Raw genomic sequence first — 18003 nt, forward strand, 5'->3', positions numbered from 1 at the left:
CCTTCGCACCCGATCGAAGGAGGTTCCCATGCGCAGGCAGCAGACCGTAGGAGACGTCCTCCTCGAGGCACGCGCCCCCTACTCCCACATGGACGAGGACGACTCGAGGCTCTTCTACTCCACGATGAACGCGCTTCTCGTCTATGCCAACAACCGACTGCACGTCATCAGCCCCAAGAGGCTCAGGGCGCGCCCCGGAGACCCGTGCATGCTCTACGAGAACGGCGGTCGGGTCTCCGAGGAGCTCTGGAAGCACCGGGCGCTCGTGGACGACTTCGTGCGGGAGAACCCCCTTGGCCTCAGCGAGCGACAGCTCGAGGTGGCGCGACCCTGGCGACACGCGCTGCGTGACATGTTCACCGTCGTGGACGCGGACGCCGACCGCGCCATCTACATGAACCAGGACCGCCTCTTCGTGGTGGGAGCGTCCCAGGACCCGGCCGACTCCCACGTCCACCACATCCCCTCGCTCATGCTCCTCACGCTCGTGCCCTTCAAGGGCGGCATCGTGACGAGCGGCATCACGCTGCACCTCTCGCCCAGGCCGCATCCCTGGGCGGTTCCGCTCATCGCCCGCCAGGCCGCCGAGCTCGCCGTGCGACCGCTCGTCTCCACGGCCAACGACCTGCTCCTCTACGCATCCGGCGTCTCCGACGACGAGAACCGCGTCACGCCGCGCTTCCAGAGGGAGGTCGACGAGTCATTTGCGACGGGGGCCATCGCGTAGGGGGGCAACGATGCGCAGAGGGGGAAAGCGGCACACGGCAACTCATCTCAGATTGATACAATCTGAGATGAGCGCATGGCCAGTAGAGCACGTCGAGGTACACGACCGCGTCCACGAGCGTCATCCCGAGATTCTGGCCGAGGATGTTTGCAGCGCCTGGAAGAACGCCTTTCTCTCCAGACCTAGAACTGACGACGGAACGGTTCGCCAAGTCGCAATAGGGCAAGACGGAAGGGGGCGTCTCCTCGAGATGGTCGCCCAGCGCATCGGACCCTCAACCTGGCTCGTCTATCACGCCATGACGCCGCCGGGCGATAAGATGCCCAAAGAGCTGCGAGCACTTTGGAGGGAGAAGTAGGACATGTCGCTGACGGACGAGGAGATTTACGAGCTGACCGGGCTGACGAGCAAGGACTTTGACCGCATGGCCCGACCCTTTGAGGACGGCTCGTGGATCGATGACGACGGCAACCCCATCCACTTTGACGGCCCCATCGAGTACGGGCCGCCGCGCCTCTACCTGGAGGACCGTGCCATGTGGACCTTTGACATCCCCGGCGCCCACATCGCGGCGGTGGACCGAGCGATCAAGCGCCTCGGCATCACCAAGTCCGAGTTCATGCAGAGCGCCGTCCGCCGCGAGCTCGAGCGCGTGGGCGAGAAGATCGAGGATCCCGATGACACGGACCGCGTGAAGGCGTAGACGCGGGGTCGCGGCGCGCAGAGGCGATCCCCACACGCCGCGACCCCTCAGAAGGACGCTACCGGAGCCCCGCCTCGGCGGAGAAGAGCTCGGCCACACGCTCGCCCGCCTCCTCGGGCGTGACGAAGCGCTCGCCCAGGCACGCCGGCGCGCCGTAGCGCCCGTGGAAGTCCGAGCCGCCGGTGACGAAGAGGCCGAACTCCCCCGCCACGCCGAGCGCACGCTCCTCGTCCTTCTCGTCATGGTCCGGATGGAAGGCCTCGATGCCCTGCAGCCCCTCGCCCACGAGCTCGGCCACGGCGGACCACGAGTCCATCTGCCCGGGGTGCGCGAGCACCGCCACGCCGCCCTGCTCCCGGATGGCGCGCACGACATCGGTGGCCGCCGGGTACGCAATGTCGCGCGCGGCGACGCCGCCGCCCTTGAAGAGGCTGCGGTAGAGGGCCTGATAGTCGCGTTCGGTGTACGCCTGCCCGCAGAGCGCCTCCATGACGTGCTGCTTGTAGACGGCCGTGCTTCTCCCCGCCACGCGCGCGACGCGGCCGAGGTCGAGCTCGCGCCAGCCGGAGCGGGCGATCGCCCACGCCTGCCAGAGCGAGTTGGCGGTCCGGGCGGCAAGCGTCTCGGCGACGATGCGCTCGAGCGGGCCCGACCCGTCCGCGGTGGCCTCCAGCCCGTAGCCCAGCACGTGCACCTTGCGTCCCGTCCCCGGGTTCCACGCCGAGACCTCGACGCCGGCAAGGACGGGCAGGCCGAACGCCCGCGCGACCTCTCGCACCTCGGAGAGCTGCGAGAGGCTGTCGTGGTCGGTCACTGCAAGGCCCGCGAGCCCGGCCTCCCACGCCTCGCGCACGAGCTCCGCCACGCCCTTCGACCCGTCCGAGAAGGTCGAGTGCGCGTGCAGGTCATACGACCCCACCACGTCACGGTGCGCCGACCTGCCGCGTGCCGCCGCCATCATCATCGAAGGCCCCCTTCGTCCGGAGGCATGCTCAGACGCACGTGCGTCCGCCGCATGCCCATCCTCTCGTAGAACCGGTGCGCCTCCGCGCGGTGAAGCTTGGAGGTCACCTCAAGCACCTCGCAATCGCGCTCGACGGCAAGCCGGCGAGCGGCCTCGAACAGCTGCGCCCCCAGCCCCTCGCCCCGGCGTCCCGACGCGACGACGAGCTCCATGACCTCGGCCGCCGGACGGGCATGGTGCAGCTGGTCCTCGATGCGCAGGTTGAGCATCCCCAGGACCTCATCGCCCTCTTCGCAGACGAGGCACGCGTGGCGCCCGTCCTCGAGCTGCGCCGCAAGGCGACGGGAGAAGGCCTCCGGGTCGAGCGCCGCGCCCTCCATGTCGCTCACGAGCGCGCAGAGCGCCGACGCGTCCTCGGCCGTTGCCCGCCTCACAACGGCGCCGTCCTTCTCGCCTACGCGCATACGAACCCACCGGCCTGCATGTTGTACTCGCGGTCGCAGACGCCCTCCATGAACTCGAGGTCGTGGAAGATGCCGAGCATCGTGGTGCCGCCGGCCTTGAGCTGCTCGATGAGGTCGCGCACCTTGAGCTTGCTCGCGTTGTCGAGGCTCGCCGTCGGCTCGTCGAGCAGGAGCAGCCGCGGGCGGCGCACCATGGCGCGGGCGATGTTGAGCCTGAGCTTCTCACCGCCCGAGAACGTGTTGGGATAGAGGTCCCAGAGCGGCCGGGGGAAGTCGAAGTGCTCGAGCATGCGCGTGGTCTCGGACTCGACGTCCCTCTCGTCGGCGAAGGCCTCCGCGGCACTCGCCGCGACGATCTGGCGGGCCGTGGTGCGCGGCACCACGTCGAGGAACTGCGAGACGTAGCCGATCTCGTAGTTCCTCAGGTAGATCACGCGCCGCTCGTCGAGCGTGGCCAGGTCGACCATCCCGAAGGCCTCGGAGTCGTAGAGGATGCTCCCGGACTCGGGGAGGTTCGTGCGGTAGAGGCACTTGAGGATCGTCGACTTGCCCGATCCGGAGCGGCCCGTGATGCCCACGAACTCTCCCTGCTCGACCACGAGGGAGACGTCCTCGCAGCCTCGGACGCGACGGTCGGCCGCGTGCAGCGTGAACCCCTTGGAGAGGTTCCTGATCTCGAGCATCGCGCTCATGCGCGCACCCCCTCGTCGGATAGCGTCTCCGCGCGCGTCGCCGCGTCCACGGCAAAGCGCGCCGACATGCTCGGCAGCGCCGGATACCACATGCGGGAGACCACGCGGCCGTCCACGAGCGTCGCCGTGATCACGGGATAGGATCGCTGGCCCTCCTCGACCTCGCGCACCACCAGCACGTCCGCCTTCTTGCCCTCCTCGAGGCTGCCGAGCTCGCCGTCGATCCCCACGGCGCGGGCAGGGCTGATGGTGAGCATGGCGAAGGCCTGCTCGAGCGGCAGCTTGAAGTCGTGGTGCAGGACGAAGGCGCTCTGGAGCATGGCCGTCGGGTAGTAGTCCGAGCACAGGCAGCGGGCCACGCCGGCGCGCACCGCGTCCCGCGCGGAGAGGTTGCCCGAGTGGCTCTTGCCCAGCAGGATGTTGGGCGTCCCCATCACCGTGTACATGCCGCGCTCGCAGGCGGCCGCGGCCACCTCCTGAGAGATGGGGAACTCCGAGATGGTGCAGCCGAGCTCGCGCATGAGGTCGAGCTTCTCCACCGAGTCGTCATCGTGGCTCGCCAGCGCCACGCCCATCTCGCGCGCGACCGCGGCAAGGCGGGAGAGCTGCTCGAATGCGAGCTTGGGAGACCCCTGCTGCTGCTCGATCATGCGCGCGGCGTCCTCGTCCGTGACCTCGCGCGTGAACGAGCGCCTCCAGACCTCTATGTCGCGATACTGCCCCTGACCAGGGGTGTGGTCCATGAAGGACAGCTCGTCGATCTCGCCGGCGCGCAGGTGGCGCTCCACCTCGCCCACCAGGTCGACGTTGTCGATCTCGAGGCGCAGGTGCAGGCGGTGACGGATGAGGTGGGCGTTTCTCCCCTCGGTCGCCTTGGCGGCCGCGACGAGCGCCATGATCTTCTCGGTGTTCTCCCAGCGCCTCACGGGCTTGAGGTCCATCTCGGCGTGCCCGTAGGCGGAGAGCGAGTGGAACATCGTGGTCACGCCGTGGGCGAGAAGCTCGCGCTCGGCCTCGAAGAGCGCCGTGGGGAAGTCCATGAGGACGGTCGGGCGCGGCGAGATGACCGTCTCGATGTAGTCCGAGTGGATGTCCACGAGGCCGGGGGCCACATAGCCCCCGTGGGCGTCAATCACGCCGAACCCCGCCGCCTCGGCGTCGAGGGCGCCCTGCCGCTGGATGGCGGCTATGCGGTCCTTCTCGACCACGAGCTCGTAGCCGAAGAGCAGCCGGTCGGGCTGCACGATGATGCCGTTTCTGATGACGTACAACGTTCCTCCCAACGGTATGTGGAAAAGTGACTGTCCCCTTTCCACGTCAGAGCAGCGAGTAGACAAGTTCCTGGGTGTAGGCGTGCTGCGGGTCCTGCATGATCTGGTCGGTGAGGCCGTGCTCGATGACGCGGCCGTCGAGCATCACGATCGTGCGGTCCGCGAGCAGGCGGATGACGCCCAGGTCATGGCTCACCACGACCATCGAGACGCCGAGGTCGCGCCTGAGCGAGAGAATCAGGTCGAGCACGCGGGCCTGCACGGACAGGTCGAGGCCCGTGGTGACCTCGTCAAGGAAGAGCACCGGCGGCTCGTTGGAGAGCGCCTTGGCGATCTGCACGCGCTGCTGCATGCCGCCCGAGAAGTCGCGCGGGGCGTCCTGGGCGCGTCGCAGCGGGATCCGCACGCGCTCGAGCAGCTCCTCGCCTCGCGCGACCATGCGCTCGACGCTCCTGCAGCCGGCCGCGATCTGCTTCTCGGCGATGTTGGAGAGCGCCGAGAAGGACATGCGCAGGCCCAGGTAGGGGTTCTGGTAGACCATGCCGAAGATGCGGTCGCGGATGAAGCGCTTCTGCTGGCGGGAGATCTCGAAGCAGTTGGCGGCGCCGTCGTCGTAGGGGGCGACGCGCATGTCGCCCTCAGTCGGGTCCTGGTCGAAGTAGAGGCACTGCATGAGCGTCGACTTGCCGGAGCCCGACTCGCCCACGATGCCCAGGATCTCGCCGGGGTGCACCTCGAGCGAGACGTCGCGCACGGCGTGCACGGTCCCGCAGACCGGGCAGATGTTGCGCTCGAGCACGGCCCCCGGCGCGAGGCAGTGCGCGCAGCCCGGGCCAAAGCGGCGGGACAGGTGGCGCACGGCCAGGACCGGCGCCTCGTCAACGAACTCGTGGCGCATGGTCGCGGGCAGAAGGCCCAGGTCCTTCTCGGCCATCAGGCCTCGCCTCCCCTCTCGTCCGCGGCGCGCGCGGCGACGCGCTGGGCGCAGAAGTCGGTGTCGGAGCACTGCCAGGCAGGCTCGCCGGTCGCAGGGTCCACGGTCTGGGTGAGATAGACGCCCGTGGCGCCGCAGACGCAGCAGCGCGCCCCCTCGAAGTCCTCGGTCACGAAGGGGTGGTCGTCAAAGGCGAGCGACTCTACGCGGGTGTGCGGCGGCACGGCGTAGATCTTCTTCTCGCGGCCGGCGCCGAGCAGCGTGAGGTTCTCGGCGTCGTCGAGCTTGAAGTTGTCGTAGCGCGGGATGGGGCTCGGCGCCATGACGTAGCGACCGTTCACCATCACCGGGTGGTCCGCGCCCGTCGTGGTGGTGCCGTAGCGCACGACCTGCTCGAAGAGCTCGAGGTAGGCGCCCGTGTACTCGGCCTCGGCGTGGAGTCGCTTGGTGACGGTCTCGCGCGGCTCGTAGGTACGCAGCGGCTCAGGCGTGGGGACCTGCAGCACGAGCAGCTGGTCGCGCGTGAGCGGGCGCTCGGGAATGCGGTGGCGGCTCTGGATGAGCGTCGCCCCCTCCGTGTGCGTGGTCGTCTCCACGCCCGTGGTCTCGCGCACGAGCCTGCGGATGGAGACGGCGTTCACGCTCGCGTCCGACCCCTGGTCGATGACCTTGAGCACGTCATCGGGGCCGATGCAGGAGAGCGTGAGCTGCAGGCCGCCCGTGCCCCAGCCGCGTCCGATGGGCATCTCGCGACTGGCAAAGGGCACCTGGTAGCCCGGAATGGCCACGGCCTTGAGCGCGGCGCGGCGAATCTCCCGCTTGGAGCCCTCGTCGAGGAAGGCGAAGTTGTAGTTCCTACGCATCGGCATCGCCTCCCTTCTCGGCCATGGAGCGTATCGCCGAGTCGAGCTTGCTCTGGAAGGTGACGTAGTGGGGCAGCTTGAGGTGGCTGATGAAGCCGGTGGCCTCCACGCCGTCGATGTGGTAGAGGACGAACTCCTGGTCCTGGGTGGGGAAGCGCACGTCATCCGCGCGCAGGCTGTGGTCGAGCACGCTCATGGCGATGGCCTTGGACTCGTCTGCGCCCATCACCAGGCCGTAGCCCACGTCGAGCGCGGAGCGGTGCTGGCCGCGCTCGTCGACCTCGTCGCAGACGATGAGGCTCTCCACCTCGGTGGCGGGAATGGAGCCCAGGTAGTAGGCATCGTCCCTCTCGCCAGCGCCCCCCGGGGCATCGATGGTCACCGCGAGGTCGCCGCGGCGGAGCTCGCCCACCGTGGGATGCGAGAGGCCAAAGCCGCGGATGGCGGCGTAGCCGATGGCCACGACCGCCTGCGTGAGGCCGCGGGAGAGCGCCTGGAGGACCGCGCTTCTCGGCGCGGGGAAGGAGAGGGGCGTCTTGGTGACGTCCACGGGCTCGGCATCATCCGTCGGCCAGGAGCGCACCATGTCGAGCGAGCGGAGATGGTCCAGGACGCGCGGCATCCGCGCGAGCGTCTCGGCGTCGTCGGCGGCGCGGGAGTGGTCCGCCTCGTCGGCGAGGTCCTCGTTGATCTGGCGGAGGCGCTCGCGCACGTCGGCCGCGGTCTCGTCCACGAGGTCGAAGTCAATGAGGCGATGCGAGTAGTCGCGCGTGGCACCGAGCACCTGACCGCCCGCGATGTCCTTGAACGCGGCGGAGATCCTGCGGTCGACGCGCATCTCCGAGGTGTCGATCACGCGCGAGACGTAGAGCCGCTCGAGCGTGGAGCGCCACGCCCGCATGAGGAAGACGGCCTCCTCGACCGAGCCGCGGGCCTGCTTGACGGCCACGGCGGCCTCGTCGGGAGCCCAGAGCGACCCCTCGGACTGCACCTGCTCCACGAGCTCGGGCAGCGCGTCGCGAATGAGCGCGCACGACAGCGCGCCGCCCTCGAGCCGGCGCGCCTCCAAGAGGTCGAGCGAGGCGGCGATCGCCTGCTCGCCGCCGCTCACGGCAACGTATCCCATCAGGCCACCCCCTCTACCCGCGTCGTGCGCGGGATGGCGACCACGTGCCCGGCACGGTCGACGAGCACGAGGTCGATGCCGCACGGGAACTCGTCAGCTCGCCCGATGCGGGCGAGAAGGACGTCGGCGCGGTCGCACTCGACGAGCGCGGCGTCCTTGATGCCGGGGCCCGTGAGACGCCACGCGCTCGCGGCCGCCTCGCCGCTGGAGGAGCCCACGCGACTCCCGTCCGGGCCCGCGCCCACGAGCGCGGAGCACTCCACCACGCACGTGGCGCCAAGCTGCGGGTCGAGCAGGTTGCCCGGCGTGAGGGAGGCCACTGCCGCGGACGCCTCGTCGCCGCGCACGGAGCACGGGAGCAGCACATAGGGGGCCGTCTCGACGGGCGCGCCGAGAGCGTGCGTGCGTCGAGAGATCACGCGGGCAGCCTCGGTGTCTTGACCTGCCACGGCCACGGACGTGGCCGCGTCGAGAAGGACGTCGGCCACCGCGACGGTGGGGGCGAGCAGTCCCGCCTCCGCGGCATCCGCCGCACAGGCCTCGTCCGCGCGTGGGAGCTCGGCCACCTCGCCGGGACGCGCCGTTGCGTCGAGCAGGGCGCGGAAGGCAGCCTGCAGGTAGAAGGCACGACGGTCGATGAGAGCGTCGCGCTCGAAGACGTCATCGCGCGTCATTTGACCACCGCCTGAACGCTCATGTCCTGCCCGCCCATCTCGTCAAAGCTCACGCGCGAGACGCACGTGCGTGCCGCAGCGCGGCGACGCTCCTCGGCAAGCCTGCCCTCGGCGGCGAGAATCGAGCGCTCCAGCTCGCCCGCCAGCTCGGGAGCGACGCCTCCCTCGGAGAGCGCGGCGTCAATAACGGCCAGGTCGCGGGCAAGCTCGGGGCGGGCGCCAAGCACGGCGCCGAGCCCCTCCGCGTCGCCGATGCGGACGCGGCACTCGGTCATGAGGGCCTCTCCGAGATAGAAGCGCGAATTTCTCGCCGTCTCCCTGACCTGGCACATCACGAGACCCTGCCGGGGCGGTGCGACCTCGCGGACTCCGACCGCGCGCTCCACGAGCGCGGCGAGGTCGTGAGCAACGGAGGGGTCGCTCTCCACAAGCGCCTCGGTCCTTCTCCGTCTGGAAATCATGCGTTCCTTTCTGCAAATTGGGGACGTGTTTTTTCTTTCAGTGGTTTTGGGACAGGTCTTGGTTGAGAGGGCTCGCGGACAGACCTGTCCCAATTTGGCTGCAAGAAATAACCCGTCCCCTTTTTGGCTAATCGTTGAGGATGTAGCGGCGGCGCAGGCGCACCGAGACGAACTCGAGCACGAAGGCCGCGACGAGGCATACGTAGACGATCACGCCCACCTCGTGGAGGTTGTAGTAGCGGCTGCCCGCCTGGTAGAGCTGAAAGCCGATTCCGCCCGCGCCGGCGAAGGCGCCCACGGCCACCGCGTTGGTGAAGTTGATTTCCAGGCGGATGAATGTCCAGGAGATGATCTTGGTGATGGTGGCCGGAACGATCGCCTGGAAGACCACCTGCCAGAAGCTCGCGCCCGAGGCGCGCAGCGCCTCGATCACGCCCGCGTCGATCTCCTCGAACGACTCCGAGTAGCTCTTGGTGAGGTAGGCGATCGAGTGGAACGAGATGCCGAGAACCGCCGCCTCGGAGCCCAGGCCGATGGCCACGGTGAAGACGAGGACCCAGAGGATCGTGGGGATGGAGCGGATGATCGCCACGACGCCCTTGACCACGTTTGAGACCGCGGGGCTCGAGAGGTTCTCCGAGGCGGCAAGCGCCAGGAAGAACGACACGATGCCCGAGATCACCGTGGTGATGGCCGTGATGGCGAGCGTGATGACGGCGCTCTCGAGCACCGTCTCCCACGTGAAGTGGCCGGCACCGTAGGGCGGGTCGAGGGCGGGCTGGGCCATCATGGCCCAGAAGTCGGCAAGGGCCTGGCGCGTGGCCTGGACGAGGTCGACCGTGCCGTAGCCCATGCGCAGGAACGTCACCACAGTGAGCGCCACGAGCACGACGAGCGTCACCTGGACGGACACGTTGCGGTTTGAGGAGGAGGTGAGGCGGATCTTGCCGAGCACGTCGCGCTCGACGGTCGCCGCCGCGCCCTCGGTGAGGCGTACGCTCTCCATCAGATCATCGACCTCCTCGCCTTGTTGGAGACGGCCTCGATCACGAGGACGAAGACAATCGTCACGATGATCACGAGGCCAGCCGTGTCATAGCGGAACGACGTGTAGTACAGGTTGAAGACAAAGCCGATGCCCGTTCCCGTGAGCAGGCCGATGAGCGTGGCCGAGCGGATGTTGGTCTCCACCATGTAGAGCATCCAGCTCATGAGGTCGGCCACCGCGAGCGGGATGCCTGCCTGGAACACGATCTGCCAGTAGGAGGCGCCCGTCGCGCGCAGGGCCTCGATCGGGCCGCCCGGTATCTCGTCGAACGTGTCCAGGAAGAAGCGCGTCAGCTGGCCGAACGTGGTGAGGAACAGGGCGAGAAACCCGGTGAACTCGTTCTGCTTGAACGAGAGGAGCAGAAGCAGCGCCCAGGCGATCATCGGGATGTTGCGAAAGACGCTCGCCACAGCGCGGATGACGGCGCGCACGGGTGCGAACTCGACGCCGATCGAGGAGGACCCGAGCACGGCGAGCACGATGCCCACCACCGCGGCGATCACCGTGGCGGCCACGCTGTCGAGCGCCGTGGAGACGGTCTGCTCGATGATGATCGAGAAGTACTGGAACGACTCGGCCGTGGGGATGAAGTTCTGGAACATCCAGACGAAGGCGGCCGGGATCGAGGTGATGGCGTAGGCGAGGCTGAAGTTGCAGATCATCGAGCAGCCCTGGAATACCAGGACCGCCGCGACGACGACCGCGAGCGCGCGCAGCTGCTTGCGCCGGAACCACGCGAGGTCGACCGAGGGACGCTCGACGACCGCGGCACCCGCGCTCATCGCGCCTCTCCCATCGCGGCTGCGACGGGGGTCGCGACCTGCCCGTTCTTCTCGACCCCAACCGCCACGTCGACCATGGCCTCGGCGTCGCCCTCGTAGATGCCGCGGATGACGTCGGGGGTGCACTCCGCCGGAGAGCCGTCGAAGACCTTCTCGCCCGCGCGCAGGCCGACGATGCGGTCGGAGAACTCGAGGGCGAAGTCCACCTGGTGGAGGTTCACGATGCAGGTGATGCCGCGGGAACGCGAGAGGCGACGCAGCTGCTCCATGACCATGCGGGAGCTCTTGGGATCAAGCGAGGCAATCGGCTCGTCGCAGAGCATGATCTTGGGCTCCTGCATGAGGGCGCGCGCAATGCCCACGCGCTGTTTCTGGCCGCCGGAGAGCTGGTCTGCGCGGCGGTAGGCGAACTCGCCGAGACCCACCTCGTCGAGGAGCTCGAACGCGTGGATCTTCTCCTCCTCGGTGTAGAGGCCGAGACTTCCCGCGAGGACGTTCTTGTAGCCGAGGCGTCCGTGCAGGACGTTCTGGATGGCGGTGAGACGATAGACCAGGTTGTAGTTCTGGAAGATCATCGCGATCTGTCGGTGCACCGGGCGAAGCTGCCCACGCGAGAGATGCGTGATGTCCTGCCCGCAGAAGGTGACGGTGCCGTCGGTGGGCTCGATGAGGCGGTTGATGCAGCGCAGGAAGGTGGACTTGCCGGCGCCGGAGGGGCCGATGACGGTGATGAGCTCACCGGGCTCCGCCGTGAAGTCAACGTCCCTGAGCGCGCGCTGCCCCTTGTCTCCGTTGCGCGTCTGGTAGGCCTTGCCGAGACCGGTCACGACAAGCAGCTGGGTGGATGTGTCCATGACGCTCCTCTCGAATCAAAGTCGCGGATGCGGCGCCCGACGCTGTGCGCCGGGCGCCGCTGGGAAGGGGCCCGACAGGGAGGGAGGCCGGGCGATGGAGTCTGCTAGGCGAGCGCGCGAATGGGGTCGTACCACTCGTCCTCGACGGCAATGAAGCCGGCGGTGTCGCCCTTGCTCCAGATGGCACCGGTGCCCTCGGCATCCTCGGGGGCGAAGAGCTGCTCGTTGCCGGCGACCTCGGCGGACGTCATGCCCTCGAGGATCTTGTCCTTGAGGTCCTCGGGCAGCACGTCGGCGTTGTAGACGATCGGGCCGTTGAGGACGGGGGTGGACTGGATGATGCCGAACTCCTTGCCCTGGACGCGGTCGAAGGGCTGGGCAGCGCCCTCGGCGACGCCGTAGACGGCGCCGGGCTGGTTCACGGCGTCGCGCTCGCCCTCGGGGACGGCGAGGTACATGTCGACGTCGATGTCATCGAAGGCGGCCACGTCGGCGTCGCCCTGGAGCAGGTTCACGCAGGAGCCGGGGTGGGAGTTGCCAAAGAGGACCTGGCTGAAGAAGCCGGGCTGGGCGAGCTCGTCGGTGGAGGTCACCTCGTCGGGGAACTCCGCCATGATGGCGTTGCAGGGCACCTTGAAGCCGGAGGTGGAGGTCTGCGTGACGAAGCTCATGCGCTTGCCCTTGATGTTCTTGATGGAGTAGCCGGTCGCGCTCTCGGCGTCCTCGTACTCGGCCATCTGGTCGGCGGGCACGGCGATGCGGCTGTAGTACTTGGCGCCGTCGAGGGTGCCCTCGGTGTCGGCCGTGGTGAAGAGGGAGTGGACGTTGGGGTTCTTCTCCTGCGCCTGGATGTAGCCCTCGGCGCCGAGGTTGGCCATCTGCGCCTTTCCGGAGGCGATGGCCTCGATGGCGACGTTGTAGTCGGTGGTGGTCATGAGCTCCACCTCGACGCCCGCGTACTCGGAGAGGACGCGGCCGAACTCCTCGCGGCCGGCGTCGAACTCGGCGGCGGACTCGTTGGGAAGCCACACCATGGTGATCTTGTCGAGCGAGGCGGCATCGGTGCTTGCAGCCGCGTCATCGGTGCTCGTGGCGGCGCCGCCCTTGCCGGCATCGTTGCCGCCGCAGCCAACGAGGCCGAGGCCAAGCGCGGTGACGCCGAGGGCGCTCAGGAACGAACGACGGGACATCGAGGTCTTGTTGAGGTTCATCGCCGTGCTTCTCCCTTCGGGGCACGTGCCCCTTCACGTGTTGTTCCGTCCGCATCGCGGACTCCGAGGGAGATGGTATGGACCTGACGGCGGCCCTGGGAGCGCGCCCGGGCATGCCTTACCGGACAATGACCGAACTTTACGAAAGTCCGCGCGGGGGCCGGCCGGTCCCCGCGCGGATGCTGACGCTCTCGATACGAAACTCTGACGCGCCTTACCAAAAGCTTGCCGGCGCGAGGGCTGGACGCAGAACGCGGCGGCAAGTCCACGCGCGGGCAAGCGAGCAGGTAGGCGAGTTAGTTGGTAAGTGACAGCTTCCGACCGGATAGGGCCCCCGGAAGGGCCCCGTCTGTTCGAAAGCAGTCACTCACTCACCTGCCCACCCATCCGCTCATGTTTGGGATACCGCCAATCTCTAGGGGGCCAGCCCTCTTGGCTGGGTACGCCTAAGCGGAGAAGACGTGACGCTCCAGGCGCCCGAAGGCCTCCTGCACGCGGGAGAGCGGCAGTGCCAGGTTCATGCGAATGTGGCAGGGGCCGTTGAAGGCGCGTCCGTCCTGCCAGTAGACGCCCACGCGCCAGCCGGCACGCAGGAGCTCGTCGATGCTTCGCCCGTTCTTCTCGCACCACCGCGTGCAGTCGAGGAAGAGCATGTAGGTGCCCTGCGGCCGGAAGACGTCAACGCCGGGGATGCTGCGCTCGATGAAGTCGCACGCCCAGTCCACGTTGCCGGCGATCACCTGGTTGAGCTCGTCGGCCCATGCGCGACCCTCGGGGCCATAGGCGCCGATGAGCGCATGCTGCGAGAGCACGTTCATCGAGTTGTAGTGGGGCTTTGAGCCCTTGGACTCAACGCGGTCGCGCAGGTAGTCGCTATAGATGACGTGGTAGCTGCCGATAAGGCCGGCGAGGTTGAAGGTCTTGCTCGGCGCGTAGAGCGCAACCGTGCGCTCGCGCGCGTCGTCAGAGACGGACTGCGTGGGGACGTGCGCGCACCCCGGGCGCACGATGTCCGACCAGATCTCGTCGGAGACGACCACGCAGTCGTGGGCGCGGAAGAGCTCCATCGCCCGCTCGACCTCCCAGCGCTCCCACACGCGCCCGCAGGGGTTGTGCGGCGAGCAGAAGATGGCCACGTGGATGCGCCCCTCGGCAAGGCGGCGCTCCATGTCCTCGAAGTCCATGCGCCAGACGCCGTCCGCGTCCCGAACGAGCGGCGAGTGCACGATCTTGAAGCCGTTGTCCTCGAGCGCGTGCGTGAAGCCCACGTAGGTGGGGCTGTGCACGAGTACCGGATCCCCCGGCGCCGCAAAGGCCGTGAGCGCCGAGACCACGCCGCCGAGCACCCCGTTCTCGTAGCCGATGTGGCGCGGCTCGAGGTCGCCCATGCCCTTGCGGTCGCGGTGCCAGTCGATGATGGCCTGGTAGTAGGCATCGCTCGGACGGAAGTAGCCAAAGGTTGGGTACTGGAGCCGCTCCTCGATGGCACGCGTGATTGAGGGCGCCACGGGGAAGTTCATGTCCGCGACCCACATGGGGATGGGGTCGAAGCCCTCGTCAGGCGCGGGATATCCCGAGCCCGGAGCGCCGATGGCGTCGAGCGCGAGCGCGTCATGCCCGGCACGGTCGAGGATGGTCGTGAAGTCATAGGTCATGGGGGGTCCCTTCGCCGCGGTTTTCCTTTGCTAGGATACTCGCAACGGAGCACGCCCGGCATTGGAGGGACCATGAGAATCGAGCATGTCGCGCTCTATGTCACCGACCTCGAGGGAGCGAGGGACTTCTTCGTCCGCTTCTTCGGCGCCGTCGCTGATGACGGATATCACAACCCGCGAACGGGCTTTCGCTCCCACTTCCTCACCTTCGACGACGGGGCGCGCCTCGAGGTCATGACCAAGCCGGACATGACGGACGCAGAGAAGGGCCTCGCGCGCACCGGATGGGCGCATCTCGCCTTTGCAGTGGGCTCCGAGGCCGAGGTCGACCGGCTCACCGCCAAGCTCGTCGCGGCGGGCTACGAGGTCGTAAGCGGACCGCGCACCACGGGCGACGGATACTACGAGTCTTGCATCCTCGGACCCGAGGGCAACCAGGTGGAGATCACGGTCTAGGGTCGCCGCCCGGCCAACTCTGACAAAGAGGCCGTGCAGTCACCGGGATAGTGTGAAATAATCTCGCTGCGCCACGCAATCACCGGGATAGTGTGAAGCATTTTCGGCACCCAAAGCCGCTCTGATATGTAGATCAACCTGTCAAGAGGCAAGACCGTCCCGGCCCGCGGAGGTGCGGGTTGGGACGGTTTCGCTATGCTCCGATCCGGGGCGGCGGCGCGGCGGAGAGCCGGAAGGCTTCAGCGATCTCCAGTCTGACATCCGCGCGTCGTGGCGCATTCCGATCTGTCCGGCGCGGGGCACCCGCTTTCTAGGATCGCGCGTCGCCAGGGGCTGCGCATAGCGGCATCGCGGTTCTCCCCATCGCCCGCCCGGCGCCTGCGCCCCGGGGGTCGGCGGTTTGTCAGCCCTCGCAGTTGGCGAGGGCCCAGACGAAGCCGGCGAGCTCGCGCGCGACGGCGACGTTGGCCTTCGCGGGGCGCACGCCCCTCCTCCTCAGCCGCTCCGCCTTCGAGTGGAGCCTCCGGTTGGCCTCCGCCGCGACGCGAGCGGCCTCCGGGCCTATCCCCCGGCGCGCGGCGACCTCGGTCGGCAGCAGGGGGCTCCATCTGCGCGCGTGGTGCCAGGCGGCCTCGACGAGCAGCGTCCGGACGTGGGCGTTGCCCGTCCGCGTGATCGGCCCCCGCGCGACCGAGCCGCCCGACGAGCCCTCCGAGGGCACGAGGCCGAGGTAGGACATGAACGAGGGGGCCGTCGGGAAGCGCGAGAAGTCGCCGATCTCGGCGGCCACGGAGAAGGCGGTGACGGTGGAGATGCCGCGCACGGCCGAGAGCCGGGAGACGACGGGGCGCCACTCGTCGGTCGCGGCGAGCGCGGCGATGGCGGCGTCGAGCCGGTCGCGCCGCTGCTCGCAGGCGACGACCTGCTGCAGGTACTCCGAGAGCACGAGCCCCTCGGTCGAAAGCGGCAGCTCGATGGAGCGCAGCCAGTCGCGGTGGGCTGCGGTCCAGGCGCTCTTCCCCGGGTAGACGAGCCCCTTCCTCAGCAGCATCTTGGAGAGCCTGTGGCGTGCCGCCATGAGGTCGTCCCGGGCGTCGGCGCGGGCTCGGGCGAGGTCGCGGGCGGCCTCCTGCCCGGGCGTCGGGCACCACACCTCGACGACGTTGCCGACCGCGAGCATGCGCGCCAGGAACACGGCGTCGCGCCTGTCAGTCTTCACGCGGTCCCCGGCCGGCCGGAGCATCTTGCTCACCGCGCCCACCACGCACGGCAGACCGAGGGCGTCGAGGGAGCGCTTGAGGTCGAAGCCGGTGGGGCCGGACTCGTAGACGGCCCGCGCGGGCTGCGGCAGGGCCGCCGCCCACGCGGCGACGGCGGCCGCGTCGTAGCCGAACGAGCTCTCCTCGACCTCCCCGGTCTCCGGGACGAAGGCCGCCGCGGCGATCGAGCGGGCGTGTACGTCGAGGCCGACGCTGGTACGATAGATCATGGCTGGGACCTCCTATGACTTGTGGCGGGCCTGTCTCACGACTCGAGCCTAACCCACGTCGCCGCTGGCGCGGCCCTTGGTTCATAGAGAGAGGTCCCAGTCGCTCTCTACATATCTTCTAGGGCCACACGGACACATCGCCATCTGGGCTTTTGCGGGCTTGCTACCACGGAGGCTCGAAAAAATGCTTCACACTATCCCGGTGATTGCATAAAAACCTCGGCCGCTTTCACACTATCCCGGTGATTGCGCGCTCAGCCGTCGCCGAAACGGCAAAGTGCGCCCGAGCGCGCCTCAGCAGAGCCGGAACGGCCATCGAGATAGGCGCCTACTGGGAAAACTCGGCAGGGCAAGAAGGGCCTCGATCACCCCGACGTCCATTGCCGGATGTCCGACGCACCTGGAGCCAGAGGAGCCCCGCCCCGGATTCTTGCCGCGCCCTTCGCGGCAAGCTGTCCGAGCGCCGGACCTTCTCTGGCTCCTGCCAATCCGAAACGCCTAGCCCAGGGCCCCCACGATCTTGTCGCCCATCGCGGCGGTGCCGAGGACCTTCTCGGCAGGCGTGCCCTCGTCGGCGATGTCCGCGGTGCGCCAGCCCTCGTCGAGCACGCGCGTGACCGCGACGGCCAGCTCGTCGGCGGCGTCGTCCATCCCAAAGCTGTAGCGCAGCATGAGCTCCACGGAGAGAATCTGCGCTATCGGGTTGGCGATCCCCTGCCCCGCGATGTCGGGCGCCGAGCCGTGGCTCGGCTCGTAGAGCGCCGTGCCGTCGCCCAGGCTCGCGGAAGCGAGCATGCCGAGCGAGCCCGTGAGCATGGAGGCCTCGTCGGAGAGGATGTCGCCGAAGGTGTTCTCGGTCACGAGCACGTCAAACTGCGCCGGGTTGGCGATGAGCTGCATCGCGGCGTTGTCCACGTACATGTCCTCGAGCGTGACGTCGGGGTACTCGGCGGCGATGTTGTGCGCCACCTCGCGCCACATGCGGGAGGTGTCGAGCACGTTGGCCTTGTCCACGGAGTGCACCACGCCCCTGCGGCGGCGCGCCGCGTCAAAGGCCCAGCGCACCACGCGGTCGACCTCGTACTCGGAGTACTCCAGGATGTCGCGCGCGTACTCACCGCGGGTGCCGCCCACGCCGGCGCCCTCGACTCCCATCGTGCGCTCGTGGCCGCCAAAGTAGAGGCCGCCCGTGAGCTCGCGGACGATGATGAGGTCAACGCCCGTGAGCACCTCGCGCTTGAGCGTGGAGGCGTCGATCAGCGCGTCAAACATGCGCACCGGGCGCAGGTTGAGGTAGAGCCCCAGCTCCTTGCGGATGGCAAGGAGCCCCTGCTCGGGGCGCACGGCGCCCACGCGCGTGTCGGTCCACTTGGGGCCGCCCACCGCGGCGAGAAGAACCGCGTCGGCCGCACGCGCCGCCTCGAGCGTGGCGGGCGGGAGCGCCGAGACCGGACCGCCGGCCGCCTCGGTGGCGTCGATCGCCGCACCGCCGATCAGATGGTCCTCGCAGACGAACTCGACGTCGTACTTCTCGCCAAGCGCGGCGAGGACCTTCTTGCCCTCGGCGATGATCTCGGGGCCGATGCCGTCACCCGGCAGGGTACAGACGCGATAGGTCGCAGAAGCCAT

At 68.5% G+C, this 18003-nt stretch carries 19 protein-coding genes; 3 read left to right on the top strand and 16 right to left on the bottom strand.

Features of this window, described 5'->3' with window-relative positions:
• Positions 1–28 precede the first annotated feature (28 nt).
• On the top strand, positions 29–727 hold the full coding sequence (locus BQ7391_RS00230) for a hypothetical protein (RefSeq protein ID WP_075278780.1): 699 nt from the start codon (positions 29–31) through the stop codon (positions 725–727).
• 361 nt (positions 728–1088) lie between these two features.
• A complete protein-coding gene (locus BQ7391_RS00240) occupies positions 1089–1430 on the top strand; it encodes a hypothetical protein (RefSeq protein ID WP_075278781.1) in 342 nt (113 codons plus the stop codon).
• A 58-nt stretch (positions 1431–1488) separates the two neighbouring features.
• On the opposite strand, the gene BQ7391_RS00245 is transcribed toward BQ7391_RS00240, so the two are convergent.
• From BQ7391_RS00245 to BQ7391_RS00310, 14 genes are all read right to left on the bottom strand, one after another.
• Entirely contained in the window at positions 1489–2394 is a 906-nt protein-coding gene (locus tag BQ7391_RS00245; protein ID WP_129583873.1) for a PHP domain-containing protein, read from the bottom strand.
• Positions 2391–2828 carry a GNAT family N-acetyltransferase gene (locus tag BQ7391_RS00250; RefSeq protein ID WP_159437333.1) on the bottom strand — a complete coding sequence of 146 codons (438 nt, stop codon included), beginning with the start codon at positions 2826–2828 and terminating at the stop codon, positions 2391–2393. Before BQ7391_RS00250 ends, BQ7391_RS00245 begins: the two co-directional genes overlap by 4 nt.
• Before the next feature lie 20 nt (positions 2829–2848).
• Positions 2849–3550: a phosphonate C-P lyase system protein PhnL gene (locus BQ7391_RS00255; RefSeq protein WP_075278783.1), complete on the bottom strand. Its 702-nt coding sequence runs from the start codon at positions 3548–3550 to the stop codon at positions 2849–2851.
• Positions 3547–4821, bottom strand: coding sequence for an alpha-D-ribose 1-methylphosphonate 5-triphosphate diphosphatase (locus BQ7391_RS00260; protein WP_075278784.1), 1275 nt, complete (start codon positions 4819–4821; stop codon positions 3547–3549). The genes BQ7391_RS00255 and BQ7391_RS00260 overlap by 4 nt, the downstream gene beginning before the upstream one ends.
• A gap of 46 nt (positions 4822–4867) precedes the next feature.
• A complete protein-coding gene (locus tag BQ7391_RS00265) occupies positions 4868–5755 on the bottom strand; it encodes an ATP-binding cassette domain-containing protein (RefSeq protein ID WP_075278785.1) in 888 nt (295 codons plus the stop codon).
• On the bottom strand, positions 5755–6618 hold the full coding sequence (locus BQ7391_RS00270) for an alpha-D-ribose 1-methylphosphonate 5-phosphate C-P-lyase PhnJ (RefSeq protein WP_075280803.1): 864 nt from the start codon (positions 6616–6618) through the stop codon (positions 5755–5757). Before BQ7391_RS00270 ends, BQ7391_RS00265 begins: the two co-directional genes overlap by 1 nt.
• The gene (locus BQ7391_RS00275; RefSeq protein ID WP_075278786.1) at positions 6611–7744 is read right to left on the bottom strand and encodes a carbon-phosphorus lyase complex subunit PhnI; all 1134 of its coding nucleotides are present in this window, start codon (positions 7742–7744) and stop codon (positions 6611–6613) included. Before BQ7391_RS00275 ends, BQ7391_RS00270 begins: the two co-directional genes overlap by 8 nt.
• Positions 7744–8418 (bottom strand): phosphonate C-P lyase system protein PhnH, encoded by a 675-nt coding sequence (gene phnH / locus BQ7391_RS00280; protein ID WP_075278787.1) that lies wholly within the window; start codon positions 8416–8418, stop codon positions 7744–7746. The genes BQ7391_RS00275 and phnH overlap by 1 nt, the downstream gene beginning before the upstream one ends.
• A complete protein-coding gene (gene phnG / locus BQ7391_RS00285) occupies positions 8415–8879 on the bottom strand; it encodes a phosphonate C-P lyase system protein PhnG (protein ID WP_200799548.1) in 465 nt (154 codons plus the stop codon). Before phnG ends, phnH begins: the two co-directional genes overlap by 4 nt.
• 127 nt (positions 8880–9006) lie before the next feature.
• Entirely contained in the window at positions 9007–9885 is an 879-nt protein-coding gene (locus tag BQ7391_RS00290) for a PhnE/PtxC family ABC transporter permease (protein WP_075278788.1), read from the bottom strand.
• Positions 9885–10709 carry a PhnE/PtxC family ABC transporter permease gene (locus BQ7391_RS00295; protein WP_075278789.1) on the bottom strand — a complete coding sequence of 275 codons (825 nt, stop codon included), beginning with the start codon at positions 10707–10709 and terminating at the stop codon, positions 9885–9887. Before BQ7391_RS00295 ends, BQ7391_RS00290 begins: the two co-directional genes overlap by 1 nt.
• Positions 10706–11563: a phosphonate ABC transporter ATP-binding protein gene (gene phnC / locus BQ7391_RS00300; RefSeq protein WP_083662010.1), complete on the bottom strand. Its 858-nt coding sequence runs from the start codon at positions 11561–11563 to the stop codon at positions 10706–10708. Before phnC ends, BQ7391_RS00295 begins: the two co-directional genes overlap by 4 nt.
• Positions 11564–11667: 104 nt before the next feature.
• On the bottom strand, positions 11668–12774 hold the full coding sequence (locus tag BQ7391_RS00305) for a phosphate/phosphite/phosphonate ABC transporter substrate-binding protein (RefSeq protein WP_075278790.1): 1107 nt from the start codon (positions 12772–12774) through the stop codon (positions 11668–11670).
• 446 nt (positions 12775–13220) lie between these two features.
• A complete protein-coding gene (locus tag BQ7391_RS00310) occupies positions 13221–14429 on the bottom strand; it encodes a MalY/PatB family protein (protein ID WP_075278791.1) in 1209 nt (402 codons plus the stop codon).
• Positions 14430–14501: 72 nt separating this feature from the next.
• On the opposite strand from BQ7391_RS00310, the gene BQ7391_RS00315 reads away from it, so the two are divergent.
• Entirely contained in the window at positions 14502–14885 is a 384-nt protein-coding gene (locus tag BQ7391_RS00315) for a VOC family protein (protein ID WP_075278792.1), read from the top strand.
• A gap of 403 nt (positions 14886–15288) precedes the next feature.
• Here BQ7391_RS00315 and BQ7391_RS00320 read toward each other — a convergent pair whose 3' ends face one another.
• The gene (locus BQ7391_RS00320) at positions 15289–16374 is read right to left on the bottom strand and encodes an IS110 family RNA-guided transposase (RefSeq protein ID WP_075278793.1); all 1086 of its coding nucleotides are present in this window, start codon (positions 16372–16374) and stop codon (positions 15289–15291) included.
• A 498-nt stretch (positions 16375–16872) separates the two neighbouring features.
• The gene (leuB, locus tag BQ7391_RS00325; RefSeq protein WP_075278794.1) at positions 16873–18003 is read right to left on the bottom strand and encodes a 3-isopropylmalate dehydrogenase; all 1131 of its coding nucleotides are present in this window, start codon (positions 18001–18003) and stop codon (positions 16873–16875) included.

The sequence above is a fragment of the Thermophilibacter provencensis genome (assembly GCF_900128445.1).
In the GTDB taxonomy this organism is placed as follows: domain Bacteria; phylum Actinomycetota; class Coriobacteriia; order Coriobacteriales; family Atopobiaceae; genus Thermophilibacter; species Thermophilibacter provencensis.

What these genes read in the sequence shown, in the direction of transcription:
- BQ7391_RS00270 (WP_075280803.1), bottom strand. Translation starts at nt 6,618, where the DNA reads ATGCGTAGGAACTACAACTTCGCCTTCCTCGACGAGGGCTCCAAGCGG.
- BQ7391_RS00310 (WP_075278791.1), bottom strand. Translation starts at nt 14,429, where the DNA reads ATGACCTATGACTTCACGACCATCCTCGACCGTGCCGGGCATGACGCG.
- BQ7391_RS00275 (WP_075278786.1), bottom strand. Translation starts at nt 7,744, where the DNA reads ATGGGATACGTTGCCGTGAGCGGCGGCGAGCAGGCGATCGCCGCCTCG.
- phnC (WP_083662010.1), bottom strand. Translation starts at nt 11,563, where the DNA reads ATGGACACATCCACCCAGCTGCTTGTCGTGACCGGTCTCGGCAAGGCC.
- BQ7391_RS00240 (WP_075278781.1), top strand. Translation starts at nt 1,089, where the DNA reads ATGTCGCTGACGGACGAGGAGATTTACGAGCTGACCGGGCTGACGAGC.
- BQ7391_RS00230 (WP_075278780.1), top strand. Translation starts at nt 29, where the DNA reads ATGCGCAGGCAGCAGACCGTAGGAGACGTCCTCCTCGAGGCACGCGCC.
- leuB (WP_075278794.1), bottom strand. Translation starts at nt 18,003, where the DNA reads ATGGCTTCTGCGACCTATCGCGTCTGTACCCTGCCGGGTGACGGCATC.
- phnG (WP_200799548.1), bottom strand. Translation starts at nt 8,879, where the DNA reads ATGATTTCCAGACGGAGAAGGACCGAGGCGCTTGTGGAGAGCGACCCC.
- BQ7391_RS00315 (WP_075278792.1), top strand. Translation starts at nt 14,502, where the DNA reads ATGAGAATCGAGCATGTCGCGCTCTATGTCACCGACCTCGAGGGAGCG.
- phnH (WP_075278787.1), bottom strand. Translation starts at nt 8,418, where the DNA reads ATGACGCGCGATGACGTCTTCGAGCGCGACGCTCTCATCGACCGTCGT.
- BQ7391_RS00245 (WP_129583873.1), bottom strand. Translation starts at nt 2,394, where the DNA reads ATGATGATGGCGGCGGCACGCGGCAGGTCGGCGCACCGTGACGTGGTG.
- BQ7391_RS00290 (WP_075278788.1), bottom strand. Translation starts at nt 9,885, where the DNA reads ATGGAGAGCGTACGCCTCACCGAGGGCGCGGCGGCGACCGTCGAGCGC.
- BQ7391_RS00320 (WP_075278793.1), bottom strand. Translation starts at nt 16,374, where the DNA reads ATGATCTATCGTACCAGCGTCGGCCTCGACGTACACGCCCGCTCGATC.
- BQ7391_RS00255 (WP_075278783.1), bottom strand. Translation starts at nt 3,550, where the DNA reads ATGAGCGCGATGCTCGAGATCAGGAACCTCTCCAAGGGGTTCACGCTG.
- BQ7391_RS00295 (WP_075278789.1), bottom strand. Translation starts at nt 10,709, where the DNA reads ATGAGCGCGGGTGCCGCGGTCGTCGAGCGTCCCTCGGTCGACCTCGCG.
- BQ7391_RS00305 (WP_075278790.1), bottom strand. Translation starts at nt 12,774, where the DNA reads ATGAACCTCAACAAGACCTCGATGTCCCGTCGTTCGTTCCTGAGCGCC.
- BQ7391_RS00265 (WP_075278785.1), bottom strand. Translation starts at nt 5,755, where the DNA reads ATGGCCGAGAAGGACCTGGGCCTTCTGCCCGCGACCATGCGCCACGAG.